This window comes from Cellulosimicrobium sp. Marseille-Q8652, assembly GCF_965112045.1.
The window spans coordinates 720,921-746,868 of sequence record NZ_CBCOPS010000001.1 but is presented as its reverse complement, the minus strand read 5'-3'; the positions used below and the strand labels follow the sequence as shown (position 1 = coordinate 746,868).

Below are 25,948 nucleotides of genomic sequence, written 5' to 3'. Positions count from 1 at the left end.
CTCCTGCGGGAGGGCCGGGGCCGTCGTCGTACCCGCTCCCGTGCCGGGCCCGTTCACGCAGCGTTACAACGGCTCATCCCTCAGAACAATCTGGACCGATCTAGTCGTCTTTACCTAGCGTCGTGCCCATGACGACCACCACGCCGACCGTCGCACCCACCCGCTGTCGCCCTCTCGAGCGCGCCCACCACGGGCGCACCGTGCCCCCGCCGACCCGCACCGAGAGGACCTGACATGACCGAGCGCCACCGCTCCGCACCGCTGGACCAGGACCCGCCGCACCAGAGCCCGCCGGGCCCCGAGCCGCTGAACAGGGAGCCGCTGCGTACCCCGGCCCGCGGCCCGCGCCCCGTCGCGCTCGCCGCCCTCGCCCTCGCCGCGGTGCTCGCGACCGGGGCGTGCGGCGCGGCCCAGGCGTCCGACGACGCCCCGGCCGGCGCGCTCGCCCCGGACGCCGAGCTGCCGACCGAGGTGCCGGAGGGGACGGTCCTGCGCATCGGCGACCCGACGACCCAGAAGGCGATCGAGCTCGCGGGTGACGAGCTCGACGGCGACTTCTCGTTCGAGGTCGAGTGGGCCAACATCTCCGGCGGCCCCGCGACGACGGAGGCGTTCCGCGCCGACTCGCTCGACATCGGCGCCGTCGCCGAGATCCCGCCGATCCACGCGACGTGGACCGGCCTGGACGTGCAGATCTACGCGTCGGTCTACCGCGACAACTGGGAGGACGTGCCGATCTACGAGTTCGCGGGCGCGCCCGGCGTCGAGCTCGACTCGCTCGAGGACTTCCGCGGCCACCGCATCGCCTTCAGCCCGGGCCAGGCGCAGGGCGCCATCGTCCTCAAGGCGCTGCAGGAGGCAGGTCTCACGCAGGACGACGTCGAGCTCGTCGAGCTCCCGAGCACGGGCGACGTGTACTCGACGGCGCTCGCCGCGGGCGAGGTGGACATCGCCCCGCTGGGCGGCACGCAGCTCTACCGGTACCTGGGGACGTACGAGGCCGACGGCGCGACGTCCGTCAAGCACCACCTGCGCGACGACGCGTCCCACCTGTACGGGCCGACGGAGGTGGTCCAGGACCCGGCGAAGGCCGCGGCGCTGCGCGAGTACGTCGAGACGTGGGCGGCGGCGAGGGTCTGGGTCTTCGAGCACCCCGAGGAGTGGAAGCAGGGGTACTACGTCGAGGACCAGGGCCTGAGCGAGGAGGACGCGCAGTACCTCATCGACCACGCGCCGGTGCCGGACGTCCCCGAGGACCTCACCGAGGGCATCGAGCGGACACAGGCGACGATCGACCTGCTCGCGGCCGAGCTCGACCGCGAGCCCTTCCCGGCGGCGGACCTGTTCGACGAGCGCTTCGGGCCCGTCGCCGGCCGGGCCGCGGCCGCCGCGGCGGACGGCGGGGGCGACCGGTGAGCGCCGCCGTCGTCGACCGGGCGGACCTGCTGGTCCCGAGGGCCGACGCACCACCCGTCGCGACGGACGTGCGCCCGCGCGGCACGCGCCTCGGCCTCGGGCGCCCGATCCCGCTCGCCGCCCTCGTCGGGGTCGCGCTGATCGTCGGGGTCTGGTCGGTCGGGTCCGCGACCGGGCTCATCGACCCGCGCGTGCTCAGCGCGCCGTGGACCGTCGTGACGACGGGCGGCGAGCTGGTCGTGGACGGCAGGCTCGGCGGGCACCTCGCGGTCTCGCTCACGCGCGCCGCGCTCGGCCTCGCGTTCGGCGTCGTCGCGGGCGTGGCGCTCGCGCTCGCCGCCGGGCTCAGCCGGGTGGGCGACGCCGTCCTCGACGGTCCGATCCAGGTCAAGCGCGCGATCCCCAACCTCGCCCTCCTGCCGCTGCTGATCCTGTGGTTCGGGATCGGCGAGGAGATGAAGGTCATCACCATCGCGCTCGGCGTCTTCATCCCCATCTACCTGCACACGCACAACGGCCTGCGGGCGATCGACAGCCGGTACGTCGAGCTCGCGGAGACGGTCCAGCTCTCGCGGCGGCAGTTCGTGCGCCGCGTCATCCTGCCCGGCGCGCTGCCGGGCTTCTTCCTCGGGCTGCGCTTCGCGGTCACCGGGTCGATGCTCGCGCTCGTCGTGGTGGAGCAGGTCAACGCGACCGCCGGGATCGGCTACATGATGGAGCTCGCGCGCACGTACGGGCAGACCGAGATCATCCTCGTCGGTCTCGTCGTGTACGGGGTCCTGGGTTACTCGGCGGACCTCGGCGTCCGCCTCCTGCAGAGGAAGGTGCTGTCATGGCGACGCACGCTGGAGGACTGACCGGGGCGCGCGGCGCGGCACCCGGCCCGGGCGCGGCACCCGGCCCGACGGCGGGTGGCCCTGCCGTGCAGGTCCGCTCGCTCGTGCGGTCGTACGGCGAGAAGCGCATCCTCGACGACCTGGACCTCACGGTCGACGACGGCGAGTTCGTCGCGATCCTCGGCAGGTCCGGCTCGGGCAAGAGCACGCTCCTGCGCGCGCTCGCGGCGCTCGACCACGACGTCGCGGGGTCGGGCGAGGTCGTGGTGCCCGAGCAGGTGTCGGTCGTCTTCCAGGACTCCCGGCTCCTGCCGTGGGCACGCGTGCTCGACAACGTCGTCCTCGGTCTCGACGGCGCGTCGCGGGCCCGGTCACGGAGCGCAGCGCGCGAGGCAGGACGCGCGAGCCTCGCCGAGGTCGGCCTCGCGGGCCGCGAGCGGGCGTGGCCGAACCAGCTCTCGGGCGGCGAGCAGCAGCGCGTGTCGCTCGCCCGGTCGCTCGTCCGCTCCCCGCGGCTCCTGCTCGCCGACGAGCCGTTCGGCGCGCTCGACGCGCTCACGCGCATCCGCATGCACGCGCTGCTGCGCGACCTGTGCGCGCGGCACCGGCCCGCCGTACTGCTCGTGACCCACGACGTCGACGAGGCGATCGTCCTCGCGGACCGCGTCGTCGTGCTCGACGAGGGCCGCATCGCCCGGGAACGCCGCGTCGACCAGAGCTACCGCACCGGGGAGCGACGCGACGCCGCCGACCCGCGCTTCGCCCGCATCCGCACCGAGCTCCTCGACGCCCTGGGCGTCGACCGCGGAGCCGACACGAAGGAGCACGCCGCATGACCACCGACATCGCCGGCCACGTCCGCGACCCGCGCGCCGCCGGCCGCGACGGACACCGCCCCGGACGCCTGCACCTCAACGCGTTCCTCATGAGCACCGGGCACCACGAGGCGTCGTGGCGGCTCCCCGAGAGCGACCCGGCCTGGACGTCCACCAACATCGCGCACCTCCAGCGGCTCGCGCAGACCGCCGAGGCGGGCAAGCTCGACTCGATCTTCTTCGCCGACGGGCCGGGGCTGCGGTCGGACGTGGGCCGCCGCCCGTCTGGCTCGCTCGACCCGTTGATCGTGCTCACCGCGATCGCGACCGTGACCGAGCGCATCGGGCTCATCGCGACCGCGTCGACGACGTACAACTCGCCGTACAACCTCGCACGGCGGTTCGCGTCGATCGACCACGTCTCGGGCGGGCGCGCGGGCTGGAACGTCGTGACGACGGCCGGTCCGGACATCGCGCGCAACTTCGGTCTCGACGACCAGCCCGCCCACGCGGTGCGCTACGAGCGTGCCGCGGAGTTCCTCGAGGTCGCGTTCAAGCTCTGGGACTCGTGGGAGGACGACGCGGTGCTCGCCGACAAGGCGGCGGGCGTGTGGGCGGACGCGGCGAAGATCCACGCGCCGGGGCACGTCGGCGAGCACTTCTCGGTGCACGGCGCCCTCACGACGCCGCGCTCGCCGCAGGCGCGGCCGCTCGTCGTGCAGGCCGGGTCGTCCGAGGACGGCAAGGACCTCGCGGCGCGGTACGCGGAGGCGGTGTTCACGGCGCACCAGACGCTCGGCGACGCCCGGGACTTCTACGCCGACCTCACGGCGCGGGCGGCGGCGGTGGGCCGGGACCCCGGGACGGTGAAGATCCTGCCGGGGATCGTCCCCGTCATCGGGTCGACCGAGGCCGAGGCGCTCGCGGCGGAGCGCGAGCTCGACGAGCTCATCGTCCCCGAGTACGCGCGCGCCCAGCTCGCGAGGACGCTGCGCCTCGCACCCGAGGACCTCCCGCTCGACCGCGAGCTGCCCGCCGACCTGCCGAGCGAGGACGAGATCGAGGGCGCGAAGAGCCGGTACACGCTCGTCGTCGAGCTCGCGCGCCGCGAGCGGCTCACCGTGCGCGAGCTCATCGGGCGGCTCGGCGGCGGGCGCGGCCACCGCACGGTCGCGGGCACGCCCGAGCAGGTCGCCGACGCGATCCAGGACTGGTACGACGCCGAGGCCGCCGACGGGTTCAACATCATGCCCGCCGTGCTCCCCTCGGGTCTCGAGCAGTTCGTCGACCACGTGCTGCCCGTGCTGCGTGCGCGCGGCCTGTTCCGCGAGGAGTACGAGGGCACGACGCTGCGCGAGCACTACGGTCTCGACCGTCCCGCCAACCGGTACGCGGCGGCGTCGGCACCGACGACGGACGTGTCCGCGCCCGTGATCCCGGATCTCGCTGGATCCCTGGCATGAGCGGCGCGTCGGAGCACCTCTGGTACGTCCCCAACCAGGTCCGGCCCGGGCACCGCGGCGACGACGCGGTGGAGGACCACAACAGCCTCGACACGCTCACGCACCACGCGCACGCCCTGGAGCGGCACGGCTGGGGAGGGGCGCTGCTCGGGACGAGCTGGGGGCGGCCCGACACGTTCACCGTGGCCACGGCGCTCGCGGCCCGCACGACGACGTTCCGCCCGCTCGTCGCGATCCGACCGGGGTACTGGCGACCGGCGCACTTCGCGTCCGCCGCGGCGACGCTCGACCACCTGAGCGGCGGCCGGCTCCTCGTGAACATCGTCTCCGGGTCGGACGGCCAGGCGGCGTACGGGGACGACGAGGCCGACCCCGTGCACCGGTACGCGCGGACGCGGGAGTTCCTCCAGGTCGTCCGGCGCCTGTGGACGCAGGAGGAGGTCACCTTCGAGGGGGAGCACTTCTCCGTCACCGGGTCGCGGCTCGGGCCGCGACCCGTGGTCCGGGGCGAGCGCAAGCACCCGCGGCTCTACTTCGGCGGCGCGTCGGAGGCCGCCGAACGGGTCGCCGCGACCGAGGCGGACGTGCAGCTGTTCTGGGGCGAGCCCCTGGACGGGGTCGCCGAGCGGATCGACCGGCTGAGGAGGGTCGGCGCGGAGCTGGGCCGCGAGCACCCGCCGCTCGAGTTCGGGCTGCGCGTCACGACGTTCGTGCGCGACACGACCGAGGAGGCCTGGGCCGACGCCGAGGCCAAGGTCGCGCAGCTCGCGGACCGCGCCGCGCAGGGGGACGCGTGGTCCGCGCGCGACCGCGGCGGGCGGGCCGCCGTCGGGCAGCAGCGGCTGCTCGACCTCGCCGCGCGGGGCGAGGTGCTCGACGAGAACCTGTGGACGACGCCCGGGCGGTTCGGCGGCGGGGGAGCCGGCACGACGTGGCTCGTCGGCTCGGCGCAGGACGTCGCGAAGTCGCTGCGCCGGTACCAGGACCTGGGCGTCACGCACTTCGTGCTCTCGGACACGCCGTACCTGCGCGAGATCGAGCGCCAGGGAGAACAGCTCCTGCCGCTGCTGCGCGCCTGACGGGGAACCGCACGTGCAACGGTCGACGCACCGTGCGGCCCGGTGGCGGGTGCCGTCCCGTGTGCTGTGGACGGTGCCCGCCCCGGGGAGGACGATGGCCGTGAGGAGAGGTGCGCCTGCTCAGCTCGCCGCCGTCCGGACGACGTCCGCGGCAGACGCGGGACGGAGGACGGCCATGGTCGACGCGACAGGTCCGGGCGGGACACCGCTGGACCGCCACGAGGAAGAGAACGCCACCGTCGTGCGGCGCCTGGTCGAGTGCATCAACGCGCGCGACGTGAACGTCATGGACGAGTTGTTCCACGACGACGCCGTGATGGACTGGCCGCAGTCCGGCGAGAAGGTCGTCGGCGCCGAGAACCGAAGGGGCGTCTACGGGGCGTTCCCGCAGCTGCCGACCATCTCGCCGTGGCGCGTGCTCGTCTCGGGCGACCTGGCCGTCCTGATGGCACGGCTCGACTACGACGGGCCCGTCTTCGAGACGGTGTTCGTCTTCGAGCTGCGCGACGGGAGGATCGCGCACGAGACCGCACAGTGGGCCGAGCCGTTCGAGCCGCAGCCCTGGCGGTCGGAGTGGGTCACCGTGGGGTGAGCAATGCCCCCGCCAGGCCGGTAGGGTCCTCGGCCATGGGTGCGCACGCGGCCGACCGGCCTGACGTCGTCGCGCTGCTGCGCGCTGCCGGCTGCGTCTTCGCCGAGGACGAGGCGGCGCTCCTGCTCGACGCCGCGGCGTCGGACGCCGCGCTCGACGCCCTGGTCTCGCGGCGGGTCGCGGGCGAGCCTCTCGAGCAGGTGCTCGGCTGGGCCGAGTTCCGCGGCCTGCGCGTGCAGGTCTCGCCCGGCGTCTTCGTGCCCCGGCGCCGCACGGGCCTCCTCGTGGAGGAGGCGCTCGCGCTCCTGGCCCGACGGCGGCCGCCCGGCCCGGCCTCGTCGGCCGCCCCGGGCGGGCAGGACCCGGGCAGGCCGCTCGTCGTCGACCTCTGCTGCGGCAGCGGCGCGGTCGGCCTCGCGCTCGCGACCGAGCTCGCCGCCGCGGGGACGCCCGTGGAGCTCCACGCAGCCGACGTCGACCCGGACGCCGTCGCGTGCGCGGCGCGCAACGTCGCGCCCGTCGGCGGCGTCACCTACGGGGGAGACCTGTTCTATCCCGTCCCGACCGTGCTGCGCGGCCGGGTGGACGTGCTCCTCGCGAACGTGCCCTACGTCCCGACGGACGAGATCGCGCACCTCCCGCCCGAGGCCCGCGACCACGAGCACCGCGTCGCGCTCGACGGCGGGGCGGACGGGCTCGACGTCCTGCGCCGCGTCGCGGCCGTCGCGGGGGAGTGGCTCGCCCCGGGCGGGCACCTGCTCACCGAGTCGGGCGAGGCGCAGGCGGCGGGCGCCGTCGAGGTCCTCGAGAGCGCCGGGCTGTCCGTCCGCGTGGTGCGCGACGACGAGATCGGCGCGACGGCCGTCGTGGGGACGCGTCCGCTCTCCGCACCGGGCCCGTCGGGCAGGACGTTCTCGTGAGGCCGGCGCGCGCGCTCGCCGTGCTGCTCCCCGTGGCGCTCGTCGGTGCGGCGTGCTCCTCACCGGTCGACTGCCCGGGGGTCGGGTACGGGTCCGTCCTCGAGGTGCGGTTGTTCGACGGGTGGCCCGAGCGCGACCTGTACGCGGTGGAGGTGTCCTGCCCGCCGGCCGTGGAGGACTGCTCCGTCGGTGAGGACGAGGAACCGGAGGGGCCGGTGTGGCGCGGGAGCGTGGGGGAGGTGGACGAGATCGAGGTGCGCGTGACGGAGGCGGGGACGGGTGCGGTGGTCCAGATGCGGACCGCCGAGCCGAGGTTCCGCGTCGTGGAGCATCCGTACGGGGAGCAGTGCGGCGGTCCGCGCGAGGCGGTCGTCAGCCTCGTCGACCGCTGAGGTCCCGGTGCGTCAGAGCAGCGACCGGATCTCCTTCTCGGCCTGCGCCGGCGTGAGCGCCCGGCAGCCGAGGGACACCCAGTGCCGCACGAGCCCGGGCTCCGCGCGCAGCAGCGCCCAGCCGCGCCGCACGAGGGTCAGCGGCGGCTTGCGCATCTCCGCGAGGTCGCGCAGCAGCCGGAACCAGAACGACACGAGGCGCGGGCGGCGCAGGCAGATCGCGTCCGCGAGCACGTCCTCCTCGCGGCACCGCGCGACGATCTCCGCGGCGAAGATGCCCTCGGCGAGCACGACCCGCGAGCCCGTGACGTCGACGTGCGTCGTGCCGGTGCGGCGCGACGTCGGGATGTCGTAGACCGGCACGTCGGCGTGCCCGGTGCGCGCGAGCTCGACGAGCGCGGCGACCGCGCCGTCGGCGTCCCAGCTGCGCGGGTCGTCCCAGTCGACGATCCCGAACGCCCGCGGGAGGCCGGGATGGTCGTGGTCGAGGTAGAAGTCGTCGAGCGCCACGACGGGGAGCCCGAGCCGCCGGGTGAGCGACGTCTTGCCGGAGCCGGACGCTCCCGTGAGGAGCACGACGCGCGTGGGCACCTCGCGCGAACCGGGCGGCAGGTCGAACAGGGCAGGGTCGCTCACGGGGATCCATCCTCTCAGGCCGGGCCCGCTGCCGGGCACCGCCGGGGCGTGACCTTCGACCCCGGACCTGCCGGGAGCCGGACCGGAAGGTCGCGTCGCGACGATCGCGACGTAGCCTGCGCGGGTGACCTCACCCGACCCCGCCGCCGCCCTCGCGCTCGACGCGCTCCGTCGGCTCGGCCGCTTCCAGCCCCTCGACCCGGCGCAGTCCGTGCTCGCGGCGGAGTACGTCGCGTTCGTCCGGGACGACGACGGCGCCGCCCGGCCCGACGCCGTGCGCCGGGACGGCGGGCCGCAGCACCTCACGGCGAGCTGCTTCGTGCTCAGCCCGGACCTGACCCGCGTGCTGCTGTGCTTCCACCGCAAGGGGCAGTTCTGGGTGCAGGTGGGCGGGCACACCGAGCCGGCCGACCTGACGCTCGCGGGCGCGGCGTACCGGGAGGCGCGCGAGGAGAGCGGCCTCGCGGACCTGCGACCGTTCGAGCCGGACGACGGCGGGCCCGCCGCGCCGCTGGACGTGCACCGGCACGACCTCGCCGCCGCCTTCGGCTCGTGCCGCACGCACTGGGACGTGGGGTTCGTCGCGTTCGCGGACCCGAGCGCGGGGACCGTCGTGAGCGACGAGAGCGAGGACGTCGCCTGGTTCGCCGTCGACGACCTGCCGGCGGGCACGCCGCCCGACTTCCCCGTGCGCCTGGCGACCGTCCTCGCGGAGGTGCGCCACCGCCGTCGGGCCGCGGGGTAGCACCCCGGCCTGCGAGGCGGCACCGCGGTCGGGGACCGGGGCACTACCTCGCGGACCGGGGTACTACCTCGGCGCTCCGGGGTACGACCCCGGCGGGGCGAGGACCACGTGGAGCGTGCGGGGGCCGTGCACGCCCTCGACGCGGGACAGCTCGATGTCGCTCGTCGCGCTCGGGCCGCTGATCCACGTCTGCGGACGCTCGGGGTGCGCGGCGAGCAGCCGCACGCCCTCGGGCACGGTGTGCACCACCTGGTCCGTGCGCACGACGCACACGTGCAGGTCGGGCACGAGCGTGATCGCCCGACGACCCTGGTCGGGCTCGCCGTCCAGCACGATCGTCCCGGTGTCGGCGATCGCGACGCGCGCGGCGGTCACGACGGCGTCCACGGCGTCGAGCTCGTCGGCGGTGCGCGGGTCCTCGCGCGAGTCCACGACACGCCTCGTCCCGCCCGGCAGCGCACCGAGCCACGCGTCGTCGAGCCCGGGCGGCACGACGACGGACCGCACCTGCGCGAGCAGCTCGCCGACGACCGTGGCGACCTCCTCCGGGGAGGACGCGCGGTGCACGTGCGCACGGTAGTCGACGAGCCGGTCGACCAGGACCTCGACCGCGGCGTCCGAGCCCGGGGCGTGCTCACCGTGCGCCCGGTACGCCCGCGGGGCCTCGGTGCCCGACGACGCGGTCTTCATCGCGGTGCCGCCACCCGCCGTCGGGTCCGCCAGGGCGGCGCGCACGCGGGCGAGGACGTCGTCGCGCGCGCTCATCGGCCCTCACCCTCCTCGACGGGCGTGGACCCTGAGCCGGCGGTCGGCGGGGCGACGTGCTCGGTGCGCCACCAGTCGCGGAACGTCTGCCTCGCGGGCGCGGGCAGGTCGCGCGAGCGGGTCCAGGCGCTCGCGGGCGGCGGGAGCGTCGAGATGCGGCCCTTGGGGCCGGCGACCACGCGCCCGACGGCCGCCGCCTTCTCCGCGAGCTCGAACCGCCGCGCGTCGGACATGACGAACGACGCGGCCTTCATCGCGGCGCCCCACCCGGTGGGCAGGCCGCCGCGGTCCGCGTCGACCTCGCGGGCGCGCAGCTCGACGAGGATCGAGGGGATGTCGATCTTCACCGGGCACACCTCGTAGCACGCGCCGCACAGAGTCGACGCGTAGGGGAGCGAGGCGTTCGGGTCGTGATGGCCGGAGAGCCCACCGGTGGACTTCGTGAGCTGCGGCGTGAGGATCGCCCCGATCGGCCCGGGGTACACGGACCCGTACGCGTGCCCGCCCACGCGCTCGTACACCGGGCACACGTTGAGGCACGCGGAGCAGCGGATGCAGTGCAGCGCGGCCCGGCCCACCTCGTCGGCGAGGACGTCGGTGCGGCCGTTGTCGAGCAGCACGAGGTGGAACTCCTGCGGCCCGTCGCCCGGCGTCACGCCCGTCCACAGGGACGTGTACGGGTTCATGCGCTCCCCCGTCGAGGAGCGCGGGAGGAGCTGGAGGAACACCTCGAGGTCGGTGTACGTGGGGACGACCTTCTCGATGCCCATGACCGTGACGAGCGTCTCGGGCAGCGTGAGGCACATGCGCCCGTTGCCCTCGGACTCCACGACCGTCAGCGTGCCCGTGTCCGCGACGCCGAAGTTCGCGCCGCTGATCGCGACCTTCGCGGAGAGGAACTTGCGCCGCAGGTGGGCGCGCGCGGCCATCGCGAGCTCACGCGGCACGTCCGACAGGTCCGACGGGGCGTCGCCCATGCGCTCGAGGAAGATCTCGCGGATCTCGGCGCGGTTGCGGTGGATCGCGGGCACGAGGATGTGCGACGGCATGTCGTCGGCGAGCTGCACGATGAGCTCCGCGAGGTCCGTCTCGTAGGCCGCGATCCCCTCGGCGGCGAGCGCCTCGTTGAGCCCGATCTCCTGCGTCGCCATCGACTTCACCTTGACGACCTCGTCGACGCCCTTGGCCTTCACGAGGTCCGCGACGATCCGGTTGGCCTCGTCCGCGTCGCGGGCCCAGTGCACGACGCCGCCACGCGCCACCACGTTGCGCTCCAGCTCCTCCAGGAGCTCGGGCAGGCGCGCCATGACGTCGGTCTTGATCGCCGACCCGGCGTCGCGCAGCGCCTCCCAGTCGGGCACCTCGTCGACGACGGCGGCGCGCTTGGCGCGGATCGTCGACGTCGCGTGCGCGAGGTTGCGGCGCAGCTGCGTGTTCTGCAGCGCCTGGCGTGCCGCGGTGGGGAAGTCGTCGCCCCAGCGCAGCGGTTCGTCGGGGTGCGGCACGTCGCCGAACGTGTCCGACGCCGCCCCCGCGCCCGCGGACGTGCCGTGCCCGCGGGGGCCGGCGGCGTCGTCGGGCAGGGTGCGTGCACCGGCGGCCGCGCGGCGCGGCACCGGCAGGCCCAGGAAGGTGCTGCGGCTCATCGCGCGACCCCCGTCGTGCCCGCGCGGGAGCTCGCCCCGGTGGCCGGTGGCCCGGAGGCACGCGTCGACGCCAGGATCTCCGCCAGGTGCAGTGTCCGGACACCGGCCCGGATGCGCGAGAGCCCTCCGCCGATGTGCATGAGGCACGACGAGTCCCCGGCGGTGAGCACCTCGGCGCCGGTGGACTTCACCGACGTCATCTTGTCGGCGAGCATCGCGGTCGACGTCTCGGCGTTCTTCAGCGCGAACGTCCCGCCGAAGCCGCAGCACGACTCGGCGCCGGGGAGCTCGACGAGGTCGATCCCCTCGACGGCCCGCAGGAGCCGCAGCGGCTTGTCGCCGACGTGCAGCATCCGGAGCGAGTGGCACGTGGGGTGGTAGGTGACGCGGTGCGGGAAGTAGGCGCCGACGTCGGTCACGCCGAGCACGTCGACGAGCAGCTCGGACAGCTCGTAGGTCTTCGCCGCGACGGCGTCGGCCGTCCTCCCGAGCGCGTCCAGTCCCGCGCGGCGGCACACCATGCCCTGCTGGTGGCGGATCGAGCCCGTGCACGACCCGGACGGCACGACGACCGCGTCCCACTCGCCGTCGAGCACGGGCGAGAACGCCTCGACGTGGTTGCGCACGACCGGCACCGCCTCGGCCATGTAGCCGGTGTTGACGTGCATCTGCCCGCAGCACGCCTGGCCGTCGGGCACGTGGACCTCGTGCCCCAGGCGTTCGAGCAGCAGGGCGGTGGCGCGGGGCGCCTGCGGGAACATGACGTCCCCGATGCAGGTGGAGGCGAGGGCGATGCGCATCGGTGCTCCCGGGGGAGAGGCGGTTCGGTCCAGTCTCGTCTCCCGGCACCCGGGGCGCGCGACGAGGGAGCCGGCGCGGACTCGACGAGGGTCGGGACGAGGCGTGTGGTCGGACCACACGGGCGCCACCGTAGACCATGTGGTCCGACCACAGCCAGCCCAGGCCCCGCCGGGCGACCGCCGCTCGCCTACGCTGACCTCGTGCGCACCCACGAACGCGTCCTCGCGAGCATCGAGGCGGACCTCGCCGCCGGCCGCTGGGGCCTCGGCGAACGGCTCCCCGCCGAGCGGGCGCTCGCCGACGAGCTCGGCGTCTCGCGCTCGTCGGTCCGCGAGGCGATCCGCGTCCTCGAGGCCATGGGCATCGTCCGCACCGCGGTGGGCTCCGGGCCCGACGCCGGGGCGACCGTCGTCGACCGGCCGGCCGCCGGGCTGGGGGCGGCGGTGCGGCTCCACGTCGCGTCCGGCACGCTCGCGGTGCGCGACGTCGTCGAGACGCGCGTGCTGCTCGAGACCTGGGCCGTGCGCGCGGCGGCCGACCGTGGTTCCGTGCCGGGCCGCGCGAGCGACGCCGACCGCGCGGGGGTCCTGGCGGAGGCGCGAGGGCTGCTCGACCGCATGGACGACCACGCGCTCACGCCCGCCGCGTTCCGCGAGCTCGACGCGTCGTTCCACGTGCTGCTCGTACGGCTCGCGGGCAACGCGCTCGTCGAGGCGGTCATGACCGGCCTGCGCGGGGCGATCGAGTCGTACGTGGCGCAGGGCAGCGCCGCTCTGCCGTCGTGGGAGCGCACGGCCCGCCGGCTCCGCGCGGAGCACCGCGACGTCCTGTCGGCCGTCGAGGCCGGCGACGGCGAGGGCGCGGCACGGGCGGTGCGGGAGCACATCGAGGGCTTCCACCGCGAGACAGGGCTCTGACCGCGTCCGCACCGGCGTCGGACCGCGTCGGGGAGCTCGCGGCGCTCGGCGCCGACGATGGTCTAGTCTCCCGGAAATCGCTTACCCGCCGGGAGAGGACATCGCAGCCCATGAGCACCACCACCAAGGACGACCGGGCCCGTGCCCTCCACATCGCGGGCGACTCGACGGCCGCGCCGAAGGGTGTGGCCGCCGCGCCGGAGACGGGCTGGGGGATGGCCCTGCCGTTCTACGTCCCCGGGATCGACGTCGTGAACCACGCGCGCAACGGGCGCAGCAGCTCGTCCTTCATCAGCCTCGGCCATCTCGACCGGGTCGAGGCGGCGCTGCGCGAGGGGGACCTTCTCGTCGTCCAGTTCGGCCACAACGACGCGAAGGTCGAGGACCCGGTGCGGTACACCGAGCCCTGGTCGACGTACCAGGAGTCGCTGCTGGTGCACCTGGAGGTGGCGCGCCGACGCGGAGCGCGGCCCGTGCTCGCCACGTCCGTCGAGCGGCGCTCGTTCGACGCAGCGGGTCGTGCGGTCGCGACCCACGGCGAGTACCCCGGGGCGATGCGCGAGCTCGCGCGCCGTGAGGGCGTCCCGCTGGTCGACGTGCAGGAGGCCACCCTCGCGCTGTGGCACGAGCTCGGCCCCGACGAGACGCGTCGGTACTTCCTCCACACGCCCGACGGCCGCCGCGACGACACGCACCTGAGCCCGGTGGGGGCTGCCGCCGTCGCGCGCCTCGTCGTGTCGGGGCTCGTCGAGGTGGGCGCGATCGGGTCCGCCGCCGCCGCGCACCTCGACGAGGACCCGCCCGCCGGGTGGCTCGGCTGGGCGGACGTCGACCCCGACGCCTGAGCGCCGGGGCGACCCGGGCGCCGTTTGGACCTGGCGCCCGGTGCTGCTAACTTGCGTGCGGGAAACCGGTTACCCGCCAACGACGGCGCGGTTGCCGGGCACCGCGCTCGAGGAAGAGATGAGGATGCCGATGCCGGTCACGACGAGGGTGACGACGGCCGGTGAGCCCCGTGCTCACCGCTCGCCGACGACCGCCCGCCACCCGCGAGAGGGGGAGCTCGCGTGAGCGTCGTGGCCCCGGTGCGTCCGCGCGGGCGGTCCGAGCGGACGGGCACCGTCCCGCCCGCGACGACGCAGCGCAAGCACCCGGGCGGCGGGTTCTGGAAGCACCGCGCCCTGTACCTCATGATCCTGCCCGGGGTCCTGTACTTCCTCGTGTTCAAGTACGTCCCCATGGGCGGGCTCGTCATCGCCTTCCAGAACTACCAGCCGTTCCTCGGCTTCACGGGGAGCGAGTGGGTCGGGTTCGAGCACTTCGTCCGCCTCTTCACCGAGGACACGTTCCTCGTCCTGCTGCGGAACACGCTCGTCATCTCCGGTCTCCTGCTGCTCTTCGCGTTCCCCGTGCCGATCGTGCTGGCCCTGCTCCTCAACGAGGTGCGGACCACGTTCCTCAAGAAGAGCGTGCAGACGATCGTCTACCTCCCGCACTTCATGTCGTGGGTCATCATCGTGTCGATCTTCTACGTGATGCTCACGATCGACGGCGGCAGCATCAACAACGTCATCGTCTCGATGGGCCTCGAGCCGGTCCCGTTCCTCACCGACCCGGACTGGCTCCGCCCGCTCTACGTGTTCCAGGAGATCTGGCGCGGGGCGGGCTGGGGCACCATTGTGTACCTCGCGGCCATCACCGCCGTGGACGAGCAGCTCTACGAGGCCTCCGAGCTCGACGGCGCCGGCCGGCTGCGCCAGACGTGGCACATCACGCTCCCCGCGATCCGGCCCACGATCATCGTCATGCTCATCCTCAGCATCGGCGACATCATGGAGCTCGGCTTCGAGCACATGTTCCTCGTGATGAACTCGCTCAACCGCGAGGTCGCCGACATCTTCGACACCTACGTGTACACGACGGGCATCGTCAACGGGCAGTTCAGCTACGCGACCGCCGTCGGCCTGTTCAAGGGGCTCGTCGGGCTCCTGCTCGTGGTGGCCGCCAACAAGCTCGCGAAGCGCCTCGGCGAAGAAGGGGTCTACTGACGGCCCCGGCCGTCGGTGGAACGGCAGCGCCGTGTTCTCCTTCGAGGGCTTCGTCCGCGTCAACGCGGTCCTGACGGGCGCCTACCGGCTCGTCTACCTGAACCTCCTCTGGCTCGTCACCACGGTGCTCGGCCTCGGGGTGCTCGGCGTCGGTCCCGCGTCCTACGCCCTCGCCCGGTACGTGGACCGGTGGTTCCGTCTCGGCGAGGAGCCGCCCGTCACGCGCGCGTTCTTCGCGGCGGTGCGCGAGGGCTACGGGCGGTCGCTGGTCGTGAGCTGGATCTACCTCGCCGCAGGCACCGTGATCCTCACGAACGTCTTCGGGGCCACGAGCTGGTACGTCCAGATGCTCAACGTCGTCGCGCTCGTCGTCTACGCGGTCTCGCTCTTCTACGTGTTCTCGGTCATGGCGGCGCTCGACCTGCGCACGGTGCGCGAGACCGTCGCGGCGTCGCTCATGCTCGGCTTCGGCTCCCTGCACCGGACCGTCCTCGGCGGCACCGCGGTGCTCGGGACCGGCTACGTCCTGTCCCAGCACGCCCTCCCCGTCCTCGGGCTGCTCGGGGCGGCGCTCCCGGCCGCCGTCGTCGGGTTCGTCACCCGGGCCGTCTACCGGGACCTCGACGGGGAGCCCTCCGTCGCACGCACCACGCACCTGGCGCCGGAGCCAGGTGCTGTGCCGGCAGGCCCGACGGCCTCCGGCGACCTCATCACCACTGCAGCAAGGGCGCGCGTGGTACGTCGCCTACCGTCACGAGAGGAAGACCCAGCATGAGGAAGACCAGGTTCGGAGCCACCACGGCGGCGATCGCGGTGATCGCGCTCGCGCTCACGGCGTGCGGCGACGGCGGGGCGGATCAGGACGCGGAGGCGAGCACCAAGGACAGCGTCACGTGGATGACGATGCTGCACACGGCGAGCACCCCGGAGAGCGACGGCGTCGTCGAGACCGCCCTCGAGGAGCACACCGGGCTCTCCGTCGAGTTCCAGTGGGTGCCGGACGCCTCGCGCGACGAGAAGATCAACGCGGCCCTCGCGTCCGACTCGCTCGCCGACATCGTCTCGCTCACGAACATCAACAACACGACGGTCCGCCAGGCGATGTCGCAGGGCCAGTTCTGGGACGTCGAGGAGTACCTCGCCGACTTCCCGAACCTCGCGGAGATCCCCGGGTCGACGATCGACGTCGCCCGGGTCGACGGCGGTCTGTACGGCGTGCCGTACCAGAAGCCGCAGGCCCGGTACGGCGTCCTCGTGCGCCAGGACTGGCTCGACAACCTCGGCCTCGAGGTGCCGCACACGATCGAGGACCTCACCGACGTCGCGAAAGCGTTCACCGAGGACGACCCCGACGGCAACGGCGTCGCCGACACGGTCGGCTTCTACGACCGCGAGGAGTCCTACGCGGTCGGGTTCCGCTCGCTCGCGGGCTACTTCGGCGCCGGGCAGTACTTCACGGTCACCGAGGACGACGAGGTCGTCCCGAGCTTCACCACGGACGAGTTCAAGGACGCCATGGAGTGGTACCGCGGCGTCTACGAGAACGGGTGGGTGAACCAGGAGTTCGTCACCGTCCAGAAGCAGGTCCAGAAGGACGGCATCGCTCAGGGCAAGGGCGGCATCGTCGTCAGCGGCCTGTTCGAGGCGAAGAACTTCCAGGAGGCCGCTCTCGCCGCCGACCCCAGCAGCCCGCAGGAGTGGGCGCTGGTCAACGACATGACGTTCGGGGACGTGCCGCGCCGCATCCTCACCGACACCAACGGCGGCATGGGCGGGTGGCTCGCCATCCCGAGGTCGAGCGTCGAGACGGAGGCGGACCTCAGGGTCGTCCTCGGCTTCATCAACGACCTCATGGACGAGGAGGCGTTCGACCTCATGACCAACGGCGTCGAGGGCACCCACTACGAGCTCGACGCCGACGGCGTCGTGAACATCCTCGACGAGGCCGTGTGGGAGCAGGAGGTGCAGCCGTTCGGCTCGTCGCGCCCGTCCGAGGTCGTCAAGGCGTTCAGGTCCTCGAACGAGTACACGAACCTCGCCAACGAGCTCATGAAGGAGAACGACGAGTTCATGGTCGCGAACCCGGCGCAGTCGCTGACGTCCGAGACCTACGACGCCCAGTGGTCGCTCATCGACCAGCAGGTCATGGACGCCTACAACCAGTACATCACCGGGCAGATCGACATGGCCGGCTTCGAGGCCGTCGTCGAGGGCCTGCGCGGCCAGGGCGTCGACGCGGTGATCGAGGAGCTCACGGCGGCGTACGCCGAGACCCAGGGCTGACCCGCGGCCGACCGGTCCCGCACGACCTCGCCGGGAGGGCGCCTCGCACGGCGCCCTCCCGGTGACAGCACCAGCACCGACAGGAGACCACGTTGTCCACGTACGACATCCGAGACCTCGGCGCCGAGCCGGAGGCCCTCGTGACCGACGCGGTCCAGTCCGCGATCGACGCCGCGGCGTCGGCCGGGGGCGGGAGAGTGGTCGTCCCCGCCGGTCGCTGGCGGACGGGCGCGCTGCGGTTGCGCTCGCACGTCGAGCTCCACCTCGAGCCGGGGTCGGTGCTCGCGTTCGTCGACGACCGGGACCTCTACCCGGTCGTCGACGCCCGGTGGGAGGGTGCGCCCGCGCGCATCCACTCGCCGTGCCTCTACGCGCACGGCGAGACGGACGTCGCGATCACCGGGTTCGGCACGGTCGACGGCGGGGGGCGGCCGTGGTGGGACGCCTTCCGCCGCGACCGTGCCTCCCTCGCCCACCCGCGTCCCACGCTCGTGGGTCTGCACGAGTGCCGGCGCGTGACGATCCGCGACGTGACGCTGCGCGACTCCCCGAGCTGGACCGTGCACCCGCTCCTGTGCGAGGACGTGACGATCACGAACGTCCGGATCCTCAACCCCGCGGACTCGCCGAACACCGACGGCATCGACCCGGAGTCGTGCCGCAACGTGCGGATCAGCGACTGCCACATCGACGTCGGTGACGACTGCATCGCGATCAAGGCCGGGACCGAGGCCACGGCCGAGCGCGTCCCCTGCGAGAACATCACGATCACCGGCTGCACGATGGTCCACGGTCACGGCGGCGTCGTCATCGGCTCCGAGATGAGCGGCGGCGTGCGCAACGTCGTCATCACCGGCTGCGTCTTCCAGGGCACCGACCGCGGCATCCGCGTCAAGTCGCGGCGCGGTCGCGGAGGAGTCGTCGAGGACGTCCGGGTGTCGAACGTCGTCATGGACGGCGTCCTGTGCCCGTTCGTGCTCAACACCGCGTACTTCTGCGGCCCGGGCGGCACGGACCCCGTCGTCGCGGACCGGTCGCCGCAGCCCGTCGACGCCACGACGCCGCTCTTCCGCCGCATCCATCTCGCGCACGTCACGGCCCGCAACGTGCACGCGGCGGCCGCGTACGTGCGCGGCCTGCCCGAGCAGCCCGTCGCCGACGTCACGCTCGAGGACGTCGCGATCTCGTTCGCCCCGGGCGCCGTACCGGGCGCACCGGCGATGGCGGCGGACGTGGACGACGTCGCGCGGGCCGGCCTCGTCGTCGCGTTCGCCGCGGGCCTCGTGCTCTCGGGGGTCCGCGTGGACGGGTGCGAGGGACCCGGGGTCGTCACCGAGCCCGGCGACGACGTGCGCTACCGCGACGTGAGGATCAACGGTGCGTACGTCGACTGAGCGGGCCACGGTGCGCCGGACGGGCGAGGTGGTCCTCGCCGCGCTGGGTCTCGCGCTGAGCGTGCTGTTCCTCGGCGGGTTCGCCGGGGTGGTGAACGGCGTGGACGAGCAGGCGTTCCTGCGGGACGTGCACCCCGCCCTGACCTCCGCGGGCATCGCCGTGGCCGAGGCGGACGCCTACGACGCCGCCCGGACGCTCGCGGCGTGGTTCGGCCTCACGCTCGTCGCCGTCCTCGCGACGGCCGTGCCGGGCATCCTCGTCGCCCGGTCCCGACCGCGCCGCCGGGCCGCGGCGGGCCTGCTGCTCCTCGCCGCGGGCCTCGTGTGCCTGGTCGGGAGCCAGCTGATCCTCTACCCCGTCGCGTTCTGCTTCTTCGCCGCCGCCGCGCTGTTCGTCGTGCGGCAGGTCCCGCCCGAGGAGCCACGGGAGAAGGGCGAGGCCGGTGGCGGGAACCGTCGCACCGGCGCCCACCGGACCAGGAGCATCCAGACCAGCAGCGTCCAGACCAGCAGCGGCGCCGCGCAGAGCAGGGGAGCACGACGATGACCACGACGACGACCACGACACCGACGCGGACCGTCACGAGCCGGTCGGGACGGCGCCGCCGACCGACCGCCGGACGGCGGGCGTTCCAGGTCGTCAACCTGCTGGTGCTCGGCGGGTTCGCCGCGATCTGCCTGCTGCCGTTCCTCAACATCATCGGCAGCTCGTTCGCGACGCCCGGCGAGCTCACCCGCCGGCCGTTCATCATCCTGCCGGAGGCGTTCACGCTCGACGCGTACCGGTACATCCTGTCGACGCCGACGATCTTCCGGGCCATGGGCGTCTCGGTGCTCGTGACCGTCGTCGGGACGTTCGTCAGCCTGCTCCTGACGTCGCTCATGGCCTACGGGCTGTCCAAGCGCTACCTGCGCGGCCGGCGCGTCCTCAACTTCCTCGTCGTGTTCACGATGCTGTTCAGCGGCGGCATGATCCCGACGTTCATCGTCGTCAAGGAGCTCGGGCTCATCGACTCGCTGTGGTCGCTGATCCTCCCGGTCGCGATCAACGCGTTCAACTTCGTCATCATGCGCAGCTTCTTCCAGGCGATCCCCGACAGCCTCGAGGAGGCCGCGCGCATCGACGGGTGCTCCGACCTCGGGGTCTTCCTGCGGATCGTCCTGCCGCTGTCGCTCGCGTCGATCGCGACGATCGGCCTCTTCTACGCCGTGTCCTACTGGAACACGTACCAGAGCGCGATCCTCTACATCAACTCGTCGGACCTGTGGCCGATCCAGGTGCTCCTGCGCCAGATCGTGCTCGTCTCGAGCGGCATGAACGCCGACGCCGGTGCGGTCGAGGTGGTCCCTCCGGCGCAGTCGATCAAGATGGCCGTCATCGTCGTGGCGACGCTGCCCATGCTGATCCTCTACCCGGTGCTGCAGAAGTACTTCGTCAAGGGCGCGCTCATCGGTTCGGTGAAGGGCTGAACGCCCCGACGAACGACCAGCGGGGGTCGAGGGTCTCCCCGAACCCCTGCCCCCGGACGGCGACCGTGCCGTCGTCGTCCACGACCAGCCGCAGGCGCACGACGGCGAGCTCGTCGTCGAGGACCCGGCACTCGACGTCGAGCGTGCGCGGCGCCGACCAGCCCGCCGTCACGACCGACCGCCCCAGGGAGCCGAGCCGCTGCTGCCGGGGGGCGTCGACGTCGAGCTCCAGGCGCCAGCCACCCGTCGGCGACCCGATCGTGCCCGTCCGCGCGCCGAGGTCGAGCTCGAGGTCGTGGGGCCACGTGCCCGGCACGACGGCGGCGTGCCGGCCGCGCACGGGGGTGGCGTGCGCGTCGTCGTGCCGCGGTGCCGGCCAGCCGAGCGCGTCGGGCGTCGGGCGGCGCGCCGACGCGGCGTCGACGAGGCCCTGCGCGGGGTCGGTGCGCGGCTCGAGGAACGGGTCGACGAGGTGGCGCAGGACGAGGTCGAGGACGCGCTGGTCACCGCTCTGGCACGCCTGCGCGTCGGCCGCGACGACGACCGTGAGGTCGCGCTCCGGCAGCCCGTAGACGACCTGGCCCCCGAGGCCGAACGCGAGGAACCCGCCACGCTCGGGCACCCACAGCTGGTACCCGTAGCCACCGCGGAACGGCGCTCCCCACGTCACCCCGGACGTGTCGGTGCGGGCGGTCGTCGCCTCGCGGACGAAGTCGCGCGGGAGGAGGCTCGCGCCGTCGTGCACGCCGTCGTCGAGGAGGAGGCGCGCGAGCAGCGTGAGGTCGTGCGGGCGGCACACGAGCCCGGACCCGCCGTGGCTCACGCCGTCGGGCCCGGCGAGGAACCGCAGGCCGGGGGAGACGCCGAGGGGGTCGAGCAGCCGTGGGCGCAGGTGCTCGGCGAGCGTCGCGCCGGCGAGCCGCTCCACGAGCGCGGCGAGCACGTACGAACCGCTCGTGTCGTAGGTGAACAGCGTGCCCGGCGGGTGCGTGGGCGGCACGGTGAACCACGACGAGAGCCACGAGCCCTCGGAGAGCGCGTAGGTCGTGGCGGCGTGCGGCCCGCGCATCGTCAGGAGGTCGCGGACCGTGGTCCGGGCGACCCAGGGGTGGCAGGCTCCCTGCTCGGGGAAGTACGTGCTCACGCGGTCGTCGAGGTGCAGCCGTCCCTCGGCGGCCAGCAGGCCGACGGCGAGGCCGGTCACGGTCTTGCTCGCCGAGTACTGGCGGTGCGCGACGTCGGGTCCGGTGAACGGGGTCGCGCCGACGAGGACGGGGTCGCCGGCGACGGTGACCTCCACGGCGTGGAGGGTCGCGCCGAGCGCGGCGGACTCGCGGGCGAGGGACGTCAGGTCGAGCACGGTGGGCCTCTCGGAGGGACGGCGCGGCGGCGCGCAGGAGCAGGCGGGTAGGGTGAGGGTAACCGGTTTCCCGCCAGGAGGCAGGCGCCCACGGGTGGACCAGGCGGCCGACGGATCCGACGACGAGGACTCTCACCGACGCATGCGCACCTACACGAACCCCGTGCTCGACGCCGACTGGCCCGACCCCGACGTGATCCGGGTCGGACCGGACTACTTCCTCGTCGCGTCGTCGTTCAACCGCAGTCCCGGCCTGCCGGTCCTCCACTCGACCGACCTCGTCACGTGGACGATCGCGAGCCACGCGGCGCCCCGCGTCGAGCCCGCCGACCAATACCGCCGCCCGCGGCACGGCTCGGGCGTGTGGGCACCGAGCATCCGCCACCACGACGGCGAGTACGTCGTCGTCTTCCCCGACCCCGACCACGGCGTCCTCGTCACCCGCACGCGCGACCCGTTCGGCACGTGGTCCGCGCCGCACGTGCTGCTCGAGGGCCGGGGCCTCATCGACCCGTGCCCGCTGTGGGACGACGACGGCCGCACCTACCTCGTGCACGGCTGGGCGGCGAGCCGCAGCGGACAGAAGAACCTGCTCACGCTCGTCGAGGTGGACGAGGGCCTCACGAGGGTCGTCGGGCGCCGCGCGACGGTCGTCGACGGCGACCTGCTGCCGGGGTACCGCACGCTCGAGGGCCCGAAGATGTACAAGCGCGACGGCGCGTACTGGATCTTCGCGCCCGCGGGCGGCGTCGCGACGGGATGGCAGTCCGTGTTCCGCGCCGGCTCGCCGTTCGGGCCGTACGAGGACCGGGTCGTCCTGCGCCAGGGCGCGACACCCGTGAACGGTCCCCACCAGGGCGCCTGGGTCACGACGCCGGGCGGCGAGGACTGGTTCCTGCACTTCCAGGACCGCGGCGCGTTCGGCCGCGTGGTCCACCTGCAGCCGATGAGCTGGGGCGAGGACGGCTGGCCGGTGATCGGCGAGCCGATGCCCGACGACCCCCGGTGCGGGCAGCCCGTCCTGCGGCACACGGTGCCCGACGCCGCGGTGCCCGACGCCGCGGGGGCCGCGGGACCGGACGTCGCCCGGGGTGAGGGCGAGCCGCGCCGATCCGACGAGTTCGACGGCGCCGCGCCCGGACCGCAGTGGTACTTCCAGGGCAACGTGCCCCCCTCGACCGCGGTCACCGGCGCCGGGACGCTGCGCCTCGCCGTCGCCGTCGACGACCTCGGCAACCTGCGCGACGTCGCGGGAGTGCTGGGCCAGCAGCTGCCCGGCTACCCGTGCCGCGTGGTCACGAGCCTCGACGTGGGCGTCGCGGGCGGGGGCGCGGACCTGCGGGCCGGGCTGCTCGTGCTGGGCCGTGGCTATGCGTGGGTGGGGATCGAGAGGTCGGGCGGGCGCTCGCGCGTCGTGGCGCGCCACCGCGGGGACGACTCGCTGCGTGCGCCCGAGCCGGACCTCATGGAGCCGGTCGAGCTGCCCGCCGGGCACGGACCGGTGGACCTCCGGCTGGAGACCGACGAGTCGGGGGTGGTCACGTTCGCGTGGCGCGCCGACCCCGGCGGAGCCTGGCACGAGGCGGACTCGTCGTTCGAGGCGGTCGCCGGGCACTGGATCGGCGCGGAGGTCGCGCTGTTCGCCGGCGGCGCGGCCTCGACGGGGCCGGTCCCCGACGGCGCGCGCGTCGGGTTCGGTCCCGTGCGGGTGGTGGACCGCGCGAGCGGCGCGGCGCGCTGAGGCGCGTTCCCGTGTCACGGTCCCGGCGTCCCGCGCGTCATGTCGGCAGGGCCGACGAGAAGCGACGACGAGAGGATGGACGCATGGACGAGGACCGCCTGACCGAGGCGTTCGAGGAAGCCCGCCCGCACCTGCGGGCGGTCGCGTACCGCGTGCTGGGCAGCTCCGCGGAGGCCGACGACGCCGTCCAGGAGGCGTGGCTCCGGCTGCAGCGCTCCGACACGAGCGACGTCGTGAACCTGCGGGGCTGGCTCACGACCGTCGTGTCGCGCATCTGCCTCGACCTCCTGCGCTCGCGCGGCACCCGCCGCGAGACGTCCTGGGACGTGCCGGGGTCCGACGGCCGACCCGCGTCCGACCGGGCCGCGCCCGGTCCGGGACCCGAGGCGCTGGCCGAGGAGGCGGACGCCGTCGGGGCGGCGCTCCTCCTCGTGCTCGACACGCTCTCGCCCGCGGAGCGGCTCGCGCTCGTCCTGCACGACCTCTTCGCGGTCCCGTTCGAGGAGGTCGCGACCGTCGTGGGGAGGTCGGTCCCCGCGACGCGCCAGCTCGCGTCGCGCGCCCGTCGTCGGGTGCAGGGCGGCGGCGAGCCCGAGCCCGACGCGGCCCGGGAGCGCGAGGTGGTCGAGGCGTTCCTCGCCGCGTCGCGCGAGGGCCGGTTCGAGCGCCTGCTGACGCTGCTCGACCCGGACGTCGTCCTGCGGGCCGACCCCGCCGCCGTCGAGTCCGCGCGGGCCGCGCTCGCCCAGGGCGCCCCGGCGATCGAGCCCGAGCTCGTCGGCGCGCACGCCGTCGCGCAGGCGTTCGTCGGCCGGGCCCGGCAGACGCAGGTCGCGCTCGTCGACGGCTCGTGGGGCGCGGTCTACGCGCCGGGCGGCGCGGTGCGGTCGGTCCTCACGGTCACGGTCCGCGACGGGCGCGTCGTGGCGCTCGACCTCGTCGCGGACCCCGTCGAGGTCGCGGCGACCGCCGTGGAGCCGTCCGCCTGACGCGACCGTCCGACGCCACGCGCAGGACGGTCGCGCCGCAGGGGTCGGTCAGGCCCGCAGCGCGGGGTAGGACGCCTTCGGCAGGTGGTAGGCCAGGTCGACGGCCGTCTCGACCGCCTCGTCGAGGTCGAGCCGGTGCTCCGCGACGAGGCGGGCGAGGTGGCCGGCGTCGATGCGCCGCGCGAGGTCGTGGCGGGCCGGGATCGAGCAGAACGCACGCGTGTCGTCGACGAACCCGCTCGTGTTGTAGAAGCCCGCCGTGTCCGTCGCGGCCTCGCGGAAGCGGCGCATCCCCTCGGGCGTGTCGAGGAACCACCACGGCGCACCCAGGCGGAGCGCGGGGTAGACGCCCGCGAGCGGCGCGAGCTCGCGCGAGAACGACGTCTCGTCGACCGTGAAGGCGATCATCCGGAAACCCGGGTGGTGGCCGAAGGCCTCGAGCACGGGGCGCAGCGCGCGCACGTACTCCGTCTGCTCGGGGATGTCGTACCCCTTGTCCGGGCCGTAGGCGCGCGCGACGCCCTCGCAGTGGTCGCGCAGCACGCCCGGGTGCAGCTGCATGACGAGGCCGTCCTCGGCGGACATCGCGGCCATCTGGAAGAGCATGTGCGCCGAGAACGCGTCCGCCTCGGCCGCCGTGACCTCGCCGCGCAGCGCGGCGTCGAGGATGCGTGCGGCGTCGGCGTCGTCGAGGGGCGTGGTGTCGGCGCGGAGGTGGCCGTGGTCGGTCGCCCGGGCTCCCGCGGCGACGAACGCGGCGCGCCGGGAGCGCAGCGCGTCGAGGTACGTGCGGTAGTCGACGACGTCGGTCCCGGCCGCGGCGCCGAGCCCGCCGACCTGCGCTAGCCAGTCCGCGCGGTCGACGTGCAGGAGCGGGTCGGGGCGGAACGTCGGCACGACGCGTTCGCCCCAGCCGTCCGCGGCGAGACGCGCGTGGTCGGCCAGCGGCGACTGCGCGGGGTCGGTCGTCGCGAGCAGCTCCAGGCCGAACCGCTCGAACAGCGCGCGCGGTCGGAACTCCGGGCGGGAGAGACGGTCGACGAGGTGGTCGTAGAGCGCGTCGGCGGTCTCGGCCGACGGACGCACGGGCGCGTCGAACACCTCGACGAGCGCGTGCTCCGTCCAGTAGCGCGTCGGCGTGCCCCGGAACAGGTGCCACCCGGCGCAGAACCGGCGCCAGATCTCGCGCGGGTCGGTCTCCGCCGGTGCGGTCCCGGCGGGCGCGCCCGCGACCGGGGCGACGCCGAGGTCCTGGATCCCCCGGACGCCGGGCGCGCCGTGCGCCGACGTGCTCTGGGCGACGAGCATGCGCACGAGGTAGTGGTCGGGCGTGACGAACAGCTCCGCCGGGTTGCCGAACGGCGTGTCGTCCGCGAACAGCGCGACGTCCACGTGGCCGTGCATCGACACGATCGGCAGGTCGCGCGTCGCCGCGTAGACCTCGCGGGCGACGGGGCGCAGGACGGGGTCCGCGGGCAGCGCGCGGTCGGGGTGCAGGGACCACGGCGCCGTCGCGGTGGTCGGGACAGCGTGGGCCGTGCTCGTCACGGGATCCTCCTGGAGCGTCGATGCGAACGTTTGCATCCTATGTCACCGGGACGGTGTGGAGACAGAAGGACGGGTTGACAATCGTTTGCAGT

25 protein-coding genes are annotated in these 25,948 nt (G+C 74.0%); 19 read left to right on the top strand and 6 right to left on the bottom strand.

What is annotated here, in order from left to right; genetic code table 11:
• Positions 1–234 precede the first annotated feature (234 nt).
• From ACWPWV_RS03205 to ACWPWV_RS03170, 8 genes are all read left to right on the top strand, one after another.
• Positions 235–1,416, top strand: coding sequence for an ABC transporter substrate-binding protein (locus tag ACWPWV_RS03205; protein WP_454041513.1), 1,182 nt, complete (start codon positions 235–237; stop codon positions 1,414–1,416).
• The gene (locus ACWPWV_RS03200; RefSeq protein ID WP_454041512.1) at positions 1,413–2,273 is read left to right on the top strand and encodes an ABC transporter permease; all 861 of its coding nucleotides are present in this window, start codon (positions 1,413–1,415) and stop codon (positions 2,271–2,273) included. Before ACWPWV_RS03205 ends, ACWPWV_RS03200 begins: the two co-directional genes overlap by 4 nt.
• Entirely contained in the window at positions 2,249–3,088 is an 840-nt protein-coding gene (locus tag ACWPWV_RS03195; RefSeq protein WP_454041511.1) for an ATP-binding cassette domain-containing protein, read from the top strand. Before ACWPWV_RS03200 ends, ACWPWV_RS03195 begins: the two co-directional genes overlap by 25 nt.
• On the top strand, positions 3,085–4,530 hold the full coding sequence (locus tag ACWPWV_RS03190) for an LLM class flavin-dependent oxidoreductase (protein ID WP_454041510.1): 1,446 nt from the start codon (positions 3,085–3,087) through the stop codon (positions 4,528–4,530). The genes ACWPWV_RS03195 and ACWPWV_RS03190 overlap by 4 nt, the downstream gene beginning before the upstream one ends.
• Entirely contained in the window at positions 4,527–5,609 is a 1,083-nt protein-coding gene (locus tag ACWPWV_RS03185; protein WP_454041509.1) for an LLM class flavin-dependent oxidoreductase, read from the top strand. Before ACWPWV_RS03190 ends, ACWPWV_RS03185 begins: the two co-directional genes overlap by 4 nt.
• A gap of 175 nt (positions 5,610–5,784) precedes the next feature.
• Positions 5,785–6,201: a nuclear transport factor 2 family protein gene (locus ACWPWV_RS03180; protein ID WP_454041508.1), complete on the top strand. Its 417-nt coding sequence runs from the start codon at positions 5,785–5,787 to the stop codon at positions 6,199–6,201.
• A gap of 35 nt (positions 6,202–6,236) precedes the next feature.
• The gene (locus ACWPWV_RS03175; protein WP_454041507.1) at positions 6,237–7,121 is read left to right on the top strand and encodes a putative protein N(5)-glutamine methyltransferase; all 885 of its coding nucleotides are present in this window, start codon (positions 6,237–6,239) and stop codon (positions 7,119–7,121) included.
• Positions 7,118–7,513: a hypothetical protein gene (locus tag ACWPWV_RS03170; protein ID WP_454041506.1), complete on the top strand. Its 396-nt coding sequence runs from the start codon at positions 7,118–7,120 to the stop codon at positions 7,511–7,513. The genes ACWPWV_RS03175 and ACWPWV_RS03170 overlap by 4 nt, the downstream gene beginning before the upstream one ends.
• Positions 7,514–7,525: 12 nt before the next feature.
• Here the strand turns inward: ACWPWV_RS03170 and ACWPWV_RS03165 are convergent, their stop codons facing one another.
• The gene (locus ACWPWV_RS03165) at positions 7,526–8,149 is read right to left on the bottom strand and encodes a uridine kinase family protein (protein ID WP_454041505.1); all 624 of its coding nucleotides are present in this window, start codon (positions 8,147–8,149) and stop codon (positions 7,526–7,528) included.
• Between the two features lie 124 nt (positions 8,150–8,273).
• Here ACWPWV_RS03165 and ACWPWV_RS03160 point away from each other — a divergent pair, with 124 nt between their 5' ends.
• Positions 8,274–8,894: an NUDIX hydrolase gene (locus ACWPWV_RS03160; protein WP_454041504.1), complete on the top strand. Its 621-nt coding sequence runs from the start codon at positions 8,274–8,276 to the stop codon at positions 8,892–8,894.
• A gap of 63 nt (positions 8,895–8,957) precedes the next feature.
• Here ACWPWV_RS03160 and ACWPWV_RS03155 read toward each other — a convergent pair whose 3' ends face one another.
• From ACWPWV_RS03155 to ACWPWV_RS03145, 3 genes are read right to left on the bottom strand one after another with little or no spacing between them, the layout of a single operon-like run.
• The gene (locus ACWPWV_RS03155; protein ID WP_454041503.1) at positions 8,958–9,659 is read right to left on the bottom strand and encodes a LutC/YkgG family protein; all 702 of its coding nucleotides are present in this window, start codon (positions 9,657–9,659) and stop codon (positions 8,958–8,960) included.
• A complete protein-coding gene (locus ACWPWV_RS03150; protein WP_454041502.1) occupies positions 9,656–11,305 on the bottom strand; it encodes a LutB/LldF family L-lactate oxidation iron-sulfur protein in 1,650 nt (549 codons plus the stop codon). Before ACWPWV_RS03150 ends, ACWPWV_RS03155 begins: the two co-directional genes overlap by 4 nt.
• Positions 11,302–12,105 carry a (Fe-S)-binding protein gene (locus tag ACWPWV_RS03145; protein WP_454041501.1) on the bottom strand — a complete coding sequence of 268 codons (804 nt, stop codon included), beginning with the start codon at positions 12,103–12,105 and terminating at the stop codon, positions 11,302–11,304. Before ACWPWV_RS03145 ends, ACWPWV_RS03150 begins: the two co-directional genes overlap by 4 nt.
• 201 nt (positions 12,106–12,306) lie before the next feature.
• Here ACWPWV_RS03145 and ACWPWV_RS03140 point away from each other — a divergent pair, with 201 nt between their 5' ends.
• The 8 genes from ACWPWV_RS03140 to ACWPWV_RS03105 all read left to right on the top strand — a co-directional run bounded on the left by ACWPWV_RS03140 (position 12,307) and on the right by ACWPWV_RS03105 (position 20,218).
• Complete coding sequence (locus ACWPWV_RS03140; protein WP_454041500.1) at positions 12,307–13,023, top strand: FadR/GntR family transcriptional regulator; 717 nt, start codon at positions 12,307–12,309, stop codon at positions 13,021–13,023.
• Positions 13,024–13,133: 110 nt separating this feature from the next.
• Entirely contained in the window at positions 13,134–13,868 is a 735-nt protein-coding gene (locus ACWPWV_RS03135; RefSeq protein WP_454041499.1) for a rhamnogalacturonan acetylesterase, read from the top strand.
• A 222-nt stretch (positions 13,869–14,090) separates the two neighbouring features.
• Positions 14,091–15,071 (top strand): ABC transporter permease, encoded by a 981-nt coding sequence (locus ACWPWV_RS03130; protein ID WP_454041498.1) that lies wholly within the window; start codon positions 14,091–14,093, stop codon positions 15,069–15,071.
• Between the two features lie 31 nt (positions 15,072–15,102).
• Complete coding sequence (locus tag ACWPWV_RS03125; protein WP_454041497.1) at positions 15,103–15,846, top strand: YesL family protein; 744 nt, start codon at positions 15,103–15,105, stop codon at positions 15,844–15,846.
• Positions 15,843–17,354 carry an extracellular solute-binding protein gene (locus ACWPWV_RS03120; RefSeq protein WP_454041496.1) on the top strand — a complete coding sequence of 504 codons (1,512 nt, stop codon included), beginning with the start codon at positions 15,843–15,845 and terminating at the stop codon, positions 17,352–17,354. Before ACWPWV_RS03125 ends, ACWPWV_RS03120 begins: the two co-directional genes overlap by 4 nt.
• A 92-nt stretch (positions 17,355–17,446) precedes the next feature.
• The gene (locus tag ACWPWV_RS03115; RefSeq protein WP_454041495.1) at positions 17,447–18,748 is read left to right on the top strand and encodes a glycoside hydrolase family 28 protein; all 1,302 of its coding nucleotides are present in this window, start codon (positions 17,447–17,449) and stop codon (positions 18,746–18,748) included.
• On the top strand, positions 18,732–19,295 hold the full coding sequence (locus tag ACWPWV_RS03110; protein WP_454041494.1) for a hypothetical protein: 564 nt from the start codon (positions 18,732–18,734) through the stop codon (positions 19,293–19,295). The genes ACWPWV_RS03115 and ACWPWV_RS03110 overlap by 17 nt, the downstream gene beginning before the upstream one ends.
• Positions 19,292–20,218 carry a carbohydrate ABC transporter permease gene (locus tag ACWPWV_RS03105; protein ID WP_454041493.1) on the top strand — a complete coding sequence of 309 codons (927 nt, stop codon included), beginning with the start codon at positions 19,292–19,294 and terminating at the stop codon, positions 20,216–20,218. The genes ACWPWV_RS03110 and ACWPWV_RS03105 overlap by 4 nt, the downstream gene beginning before the upstream one ends.
• Here the strand turns inward: ACWPWV_RS03105 and ACWPWV_RS03100 are convergent.
• Complete coding sequence (locus tag ACWPWV_RS03100) at positions 20,196–21,578, bottom strand: serine hydrolase domain-containing protein (RefSeq protein WP_454041492.1); 1,383 nt, start codon at positions 21,576–21,578, stop codon at positions 20,196–20,198. The two genes, ACWPWV_RS03105 and ACWPWV_RS03100, sit on opposite strands and share 23 nt — an antisense overlap.
• 142 nt (positions 21,579–21,720) lie before the next feature.
• On the opposite strand from ACWPWV_RS03100, the gene ACWPWV_RS03095 reads away from it, so the two are divergent.
• A complete protein-coding gene (locus ACWPWV_RS03095) occupies positions 21,721–23,319 on the top strand; it encodes a family 43 glycosylhydrolase (RefSeq protein ID WP_454041491.1) in 1,599 nt (532 codons plus the stop codon).
• Positions 23,320–23,402: 83 nt separating this feature from the next.
• Positions 23,403–24,308: a sigma-70 family RNA polymerase sigma factor gene (locus ACWPWV_RS03090; RefSeq protein ID WP_454041490.1), complete on the top strand. Its 906-nt coding sequence runs from the start codon at positions 23,403–23,405 to the stop codon at positions 24,306–24,308.
• A 48-nt stretch (positions 24,309–24,356) separates the two neighbouring features.
• On the opposite strand, the gene uxaC is transcribed toward ACWPWV_RS03090, so the two are convergent.
• Entirely contained in the window at positions 24,357–25,856 is a 1,500-nt protein-coding gene (gene uxaC / locus ACWPWV_RS03085; RefSeq protein ID WP_454041489.1) for a glucuronate isomerase, read from the bottom strand.
• Between the last annotated feature and the right edge of the window lie 92 nt (positions 25,857–25,948).